Origin of the sequence: Alkalicoccus luteus (assembly GCF_052061695.1) — a bacterium.
Lineage (GTDB): Bacteria > Bacillota > Bacilli > Bacillales > Salisediminibacteriaceae > Alkalicoccus > Alkalicoccus luteus.
Genome location: NZ_JBPZEY010000003.1, coordinates 355,168 through 361,339, shown reverse-complemented (window position 1 = coordinate 361,339; position 6,172 = coordinate 355,168). Strand labels below are relative to the sequence as shown.

Genomic DNA, 6,172 nt, shown 5'->3' with positions numbered 1-6,172 from the left:
GAAGGCCGCTCGGATTTCTGCTATTTTTTTGTCTTTTTCTCATTTCATTCCAAAAAAAAGCGGTACCGGACATATCCGGCACCGCTTTTTGTTTCAAGAAGAGCTTTTTAGACAGCCCCGCATCGTTTAGCGTAATGCCGTATTCAGCGTCTCCAGATTTTGTTCCATAATCGTAAAGTAAGAAGCGCCTTCTGCTTCCTCCTCTTCCGTCAGTGATTCGAGGTTATGCAGCTCCAGTGATTCTGCGCCGACCTGCTCACGAACGGTTTCTGTAATATTTTCCGGAATGTTCTGCTCGAACATCACGTAGTTAATATCATTGTCTTCCATAAATTCAATCGTTTCTTCCATTTGCTGAATGGACGGTTCGTTAGAAGGGGAGAGTCCGGCAATACCTAGCTGACGGATCCCATACTCTTCTTCCCAGTAGCCATAGCCGGCGTGGGAAACGACGATGATGTCCTGCGTCATATTCTCAGAAAGCTCGACAAACTGCTCATCCAGCTCTTCAAACTGCGTCAGCAGCTCCTCGTAATTTTCTTCAAACGCATCAGCGGCATCCGGATTCGCTTCGCTCAGCGCGTTTTTAATGTTTTCTGCCTGTTCAGCAGCACGCTTCGGATCAAGCCATACGTGCGGATCTACATCGCCGTGGCTGTGATCGTGGTCATCCTCATGACCATGATCGTCATGATTATTATCATCATGGTTATGTTCATCGTTATTGCCATCATCATTGTGTCCATGGTCGTTATCTTCATGGTCGTGATCATGATCGTCGTTGTTATCATCGTGATTATGGCCATGATCGTTGTCATCGTGGTCGTGGTCATGATCGTCATCAATGCCGTGGCTGTATGAAATCAGATCGATTCCTTCAGAGGCTGTGACCATTTCGACATTTTGACCGTCAACGACATCCTGCACGTTTTCTGTGAAACCTTCGAAATCGACTCCGTTATAAATGAACAGATCCGCTTCTGCGATGTCGATCATCTGACTCGAGGAAGGTTCAAACGTATGTGCATCCGCTCCAGCTGGGACGATGTTTTCAACTTCTACGTAGTCACCGCCAATTTCCTGAGCAAAATACTCAAGCGGGAAGAGCGTTGTTTTCACCGTAATCGGATCCTGATTCTCGGCGGCCTCGTTTTCCTCTTCATTCGTCGCGGCAGTGTTGTTATTCTCTTCGACGTTGTTCGTATTATTCTCCGCAGCCTCATTGTTGCCGCAGGCTGCTAAGAACACAGCCGAAAGCACAATGGCCGACAGTTTTGTTTTTCTCATTGGTTCCATACCCCTTTCGTAACGATTCCGTTTTACTCAACCTGTAGTATACGGAAAACAAGTCGATTTGTAAATCATAATCGTTACGATTGTAAAAAAGAATGAACGATTACACTACAATGGAAAAGAGAGGAAGTGAGTCAGGATGGAAAAAGAGGTGGTCATTTACCATGCAAAAACGAAGCTCGTGCTTCTAAGTTTGGGTGCATGGCTGTTTTTGGCAGCAGGGATATTTTTCTATCTCAGCCCGGAGATTGGTTTGACGCTTTTGACAGAAGTGCTCGTCTTTTGGATCGGCGTTCCGTTTTTCACCTTAGCAGGCCTTTATGCGGCAAAACGGCTGATGATCAAAAAGCCGGCCGTCATCCTCGACTCGGAAGGCTTCGTGGATCAGGCATCCGCTGTCGGAGCAGGCCGCGTCTACTGGAGCGAGGTAGATTCGATGTTCATTTTTACATACGGCGGTCAGCGCTTTCTCGGTGTCCGGCTCAACGAAACCAGCGGCCTGGAACAGAGAATGTCGAAGCGAAAAGCTGCGCTGCTCTCATTGAATCGGGAGCTGACCGGAGCTGAAGCATCGATCCATATTCCGCAGACGGCGCTCGCCGTAAAGCTTGAAAGCGTGCTCGATGATGCTGAAAGACGGCTTCAGCATATAAAACGTAATACGTGAAGCGTGTCATTATGGCCAATTAATTTTCATCAGAACGAATGAGTTTGCTTCTGCTGTTTTCAGCGGAAGTTTTTTTCTGTTATTAGCACTGATCATATGCGTTGTATGATGGTTAGCCGTTATGCAGCAGCGTGTGCACGTTCAGCATCAACCTATAAAACAGGATTATCTATAGACATCACAGAGTACATCATGTAGAATGACCCTAGATTTGCATAAGGGAAACTTTTATAGCTAAAAACAAATAAGTTATGTTAAGCCATAATATGTGGCAGTGGAAAAAAGGAGTCTGATGATGATGAAACAAGTTGGAATATTGACGACAGGGGTGCTTTTTCTAGCAGCCTGCGGATCAGAAAACAACGAGAACGCAGAAGAGGTAAATGAAAACAATGCAAACGAGGCTGAAGCGGCGTCGGACGAGACGCTTCAGGTAACAGCCAGCTTTTCTGTCATTGCTGACTTTGTCGAGCAGGTCGGCGGGGACCACGTCGAGGTCGACTATATCGTTCCCCGCGGTGAAGAACCAGAGGAGCACGAGCCGACGCCCGGCAACTTCCAGACGGTAGCGGACAGTGAAGCGTTTTTCGTAAACGGCATGGGGCTGGAATCCTGGCTGCAGTCGCTCATGGACAATGCCTCTGAAACAGAAGCGGTGGAAACGGCTGAAGGCATTAACGGAATCGCACTGGAAGAGTCCGACGCGGAGGACCCTCACGCCTGGCTCAACCCGCAGAACGTGGAGATTTACGTAGAAAACATTAAAGAAAAGCTAATTGAGCTAAATCCGGATGCAGAAGCGGATTTTGAAGCCAATGCTGAAGCGTACGTGGACGAAATCAGCGAGCTGGATGCCTGGATCGAAGAGGAGCTGTCCGTCGTACCGGAAGAGCACCGCTTTTTGACGATAAGTGAAGATGCGCTCGTGTACTTTGGCGAGCGCTATGACTTTGATACAGCAGGCATTTGGGAGCTGAACTCGCACGAAGAAGGTACGCCTTCGCAAATTTCCAGCATGGTCGATGAGGTGCAGGAGCGGGGGGTTCCGTACGTCTTTGTGGAATCGACCGTAAGCCCGAACTATATGGAAACCGTATCGGACAATGCAGATGTGCCGATCTATGAAGAGATGCTCTACACAGACGGCATTGGGGCAGACGATACGGGCATCAGCTCGTATATTGACATGATGGAGCACAACACAGAAGCGATTCGAAGCGCTCTGGGTGAATAAGAGGTAAACCGGCGGAGTAAAGGTTCCGCCGGTTTTTTCTTTAAAAATGGTTTTAAGCCTGTCATGAGCGGGTATTTATGACGTAGCAACAAAAATCAGCATGGTAAAAGGGGCGATAGGGAGCACATGCAAACGTGGAAAATTAACTACGGGACAGGCACAACGCAGATTATCAGTGATGCGGTGCTGGACGAAGTGAAAGCCTTCGCAGCAGCTCAGATGGATCTAACAAAAAAGCACGTCACGATCTCCAGCCTGGACGAGAGCTATTCGGTCACGGCTAAGTGGAAAGAAGGAAATCCTCCGCGGACCGAAGAGGTCATTAAACGGTTTGACGGCCGCGGCTACTATCAGCAGTGGCAGGCATAACATCATTCATACATAGCGTTGCTGCAGTCTTTGGGACTGCGGCCTTTTTTTATTCGATAACGCTCGATCGGTTACCCTAGTGGGAAGAAAGACGTTAACTGGAAAATCATGTATGATGGTATCATAAGGCCGAATTGCGAGAAGTGGGTGAATGATGTGCATTATACAGAATGTGGAGAAGACCATGAAGTCCTTCTTATGTTTTTACATGGTGGCGGAGTAAGCGGATGGATGTGGAGACCCCAGCTGGAAAAATTTGCGGATAGCTATCATTGTCTTGTACCGGATCTTCCTCAGCATGGAAAAAGTAAGCAGTACACGTTTTTTTCGATCGATGAGGCAGCCGATGAATGCCTGAAGTTAATAAAGAGGAAAGGGAGAGAGAAGAAGGTCGTGGTAGTGGGCTTCTCGTTAGGAGCACAGGTGGTCATTTCCATGCTTGAAAAGAAGCCTTCCCTGATTGATGCAGCGATGATCAATAGTGCATTAGTTAAACCGGTCCCTTTCGCAGGCTGTCTCACTCAGCTGATGAAGCACGCTCTGCCATTAGTGAAATGGAAAGCTTTTTCGAAGGTGCAGGCGACACACATGTACCTTCCGGAGGATCAGCATGAGCAGTATTATCAGGAAAGCCGCCAGATGACGAAGCCAGCTTTTGCTGACGTGATGGAAGAGAACATGTCCTTTCGTCTGCCGGAATCATTTCGTTCCTTTCAAGGATCCCTTCTCATTACTGTCGGTGAAAAAGAAAGACCGATCATGAAGGCAAGTTTGCAAGAAATGGTTCATCGCAATGAGAACAGCAAAGGGATAATGATAGCTGACGTAGGTCATGGTTTTTCATTACGAGCACCTGATTTATTTAATACCATTTTAGAAGCATGGATAGCAGAAAGCTTACAGGATGCAAATAGAGAAGACGTGTCAAAACCCTCCTCCATACGTAAAGCAGTGCAAATAAAATAAAGCTACTCCTTAACCCACCATTTTAGTAACCAAATAGAACCATGAAAAGATGAACACTAAAAAACGCTAAGCCTGTCGATCATTTTTTTGAAACTTACTATGCTTACAACCGTACTTTAGTCAGAGGTGATCAGATGAAGCGACTTCTGTTAGGAAGCACGGTCCTGCTCGTGACCGCCTGCAGCGGGGAGCGAGATGACTATGAGGAGCTGGCTGAGCTCGGAGGGGAAACTCCTGAAGAGCATGATCCGGCGAATTATGTCCCTGATTTAGAAGAAACAGGGTTGGAGGAGCTGTCCATATCGGAGTTGCAGCAGCTGGCTAATCCGATTACCCCGCCCTCGAATCAGCTTTCACAGGAAGAAATGAAAGAAGATGCTGTAACACTGATGCGGCTTTTCCGCTACGGTTACGGCCCCATGGAGTATTACGGTGGTGAAGACGTATTTCTTGAACATCACAACGAACTGATTGACTGGATTGAGGAAGCCGAAACAGATATTTCTGCCCGCAACTTTATGAATCGGGTGAAAGAAACGTATGCATTTGTCACCGATCAGCACCTCTTTCTTGGCTCCGGCGTTCCATTTGAGCGGGAAGAAGGATTTTATTACATAGAAGATGTTTATGTGAATCAGGCCAACGACGAATGGTTTCTTGAGGACGCTCAAATTCTTTCTATAAACGGAGACGATCCGGACGAATGGATTGTCCCTCATATCAGCGAAGAAGGGAAGCTCGAACATATCATTGGACGATCCACTGCGGCAGATGACAGCTGGCAGGTGGAGACTGAGGATGAAACGCTGGACGTAACGGCTGTGCGGCCGCTGGGCACTGCTTCACCATCAGCGGACATTCTAGATGTAAGCATGACGGAAGGAGAGATTCCGATTATCCGCCTCGGGTCTATGACGGTCTTTGATGACGATGGTGTGACCTATGACGACATGCTGGAGACAGTCCAAACGGTGGAAGAGGCGGATGCTGCGATTATCGATTTGCGCGGCAATCGCGGCGGCCTGGGTATTTTCGTCACAAGATGGGTGCATGATTTAACGGGATCTCCTCCAACTGAATCTACTGAAGTTGGCTTGAAAACCAATACGAATCACATTCTGCTTTCAAATATGCGCGATATCTACGAGGAAGAGGGAATGGAAGTCGTTACGTTTTATGACCATATCGAACCGGAGATGTTCCAAGGATTCGATGTGTCAGAGGTGCCGGTTGAACCGGAAATAGAAGTGACGTCGTTTGATGATGAGTGGGAAGAGGCAGAAGTTCCGATAGCGGAAGAGCCGAAGCTTAACACGCCTCTGTATATTTTAGTGGATGAAGAAACGGCCTCTGCTTCAGAATATATGGTCATGAGCCTGCAGCCGTTTGAAGACGCGCATATTATCGGCGTACCGACGATGGGAGCGTTAATCAGTGATGCCGGCTCCTCCGTCCAGCTGCCGAACTCTCATATGCCGGTCCAGATGCCTGCTTTCTTTTTGTGGAATCCGCATGCCTACGGTCGGGAAGGCTACGGGCTCGAACCTGATATTTGGATGGCTCCCAGCGACGCGCTGGATCACGTCTCTGCCTGGGTGGACCGGGTGCACGCGTCAGATACGCCGTAAGAGAGGGGATAAGAC

General features: G+C 48.0%; 6 protein-coding genes. 5 read left to right on the top strand and 1 reads right to left on the bottom strand.

All coding sequences use genetic code 11. From position 1 onward, the window contains the following. Nucleotides 1–126: 126 nt before the first annotated feature. Nucleotides 127–1,287 carry a metal ABC transporter solute-binding protein, Zn/Mn family gene (locus ACSZLD_RS06250; protein ID WP_444684635.1) on the bottom strand — a complete coding sequence of 387 codons (1,161 nt, stop codon included), beginning with the start codon at nucleotides 1,285–1,287 and terminating at the stop codon, nucleotides 127–129. A 145-nt stretch (nucleotides 1,288–1,432) separates the two neighbouring features. Between ACSZLD_RS06250 and ACSZLD_RS06245 the strand changes: the two genes are divergently transcribed. From ACSZLD_RS06245 to ACSZLD_RS06225, 5 genes are all read left to right on the top strand, one after another. After that, a complete protein-coding gene (locus ACSZLD_RS06245) occupies nucleotides 1,433–1,960 on the top strand; it encodes an STM3941 family protein (RefSeq protein WP_444684634.1) in 528 nt (175 codons plus the stop codon). Nucleotides 1,961–2,255: 295 nt separating this feature from the next. After that, entirely contained in the window at nucleotides 2,256–3,194 is a 939-nt protein-coding gene (locus ACSZLD_RS06240) for a metal ABC transporter solute-binding protein, Zn/Mn family (protein ID WP_444684633.1), read from the top strand. A 126-nt stretch (nucleotides 3,195–3,320) separates the two neighbouring features. Then, nucleotides 3,321–3,563: a hypothetical protein gene (locus tag ACSZLD_RS06235; protein ID WP_377909852.1), complete on the top strand. Its 243-nt coding sequence runs from the start codon at nucleotides 3,321–3,323 to the stop codon at nucleotides 3,561–3,563. 198 nt (nucleotides 3,564–3,761) lie between these two features. Then, entirely contained in the window at nucleotides 3,762–4,529 is a 768-nt protein-coding gene (locus ACSZLD_RS06230) for an alpha/beta fold hydrolase (protein WP_444684632.1), read from the top strand. 134 nt (nucleotides 4,530–4,663) lie between these two features. After that, nucleotides 4,664–6,157, top strand: a complete 1,494-nt coding sequence (locus tag ACSZLD_RS06225) for a S41 family peptidase (protein WP_444684631.1) — start codon at nucleotides 4,664–4,666, stop codon at nucleotides 6,155–6,157. Nucleotides 6,158–6,172: the final 15 nt, after the last annotated feature.

Bases quoted from the DNA above. Each gene is read 5' to 3' on its own strand.
- ACSZLD_RS06250 (WP_444684635.1), bottom strand. From the start codon at position 1,287: ATGAGAAAAACAAAACTGTCGGCCATTGTGCTTTCGGCTGTGTTCTTA.
- ACSZLD_RS06245 (WP_444684634.1), top strand. From the start codon at position 1,433: ATGGAAAAAGAGGTGGTCATTTACCATGCAAAAACGAAGCTCGTGCTT.
- ACSZLD_RS06240 (WP_444684633.1), top strand. From the start codon at position 2,256: ATGATGAAACAAGTTGGAATATTGACGACAGGGGTGCTTTTTCTAGCA.
- ACSZLD_RS06235 (WP_377909852.1), top strand. From the start codon at position 3,321: ATGCAAACGTGGAAAATTAACTACGGGACAGGCACAACGCAGATTATC.
- ACSZLD_RS06230 (WP_444684632.1), top strand. From the start codon at position 3,762: ATGTTTTTACATGGTGGCGGAGTAAGCGGATGGATGTGGAGACCCCAG.
- ACSZLD_RS06225 (WP_444684631.1), top strand. From the start codon at position 4,664: ATGAAGCGACTTCTGTTAGGAAGCACGGTCCTGCTCGTGACCGCCTGC.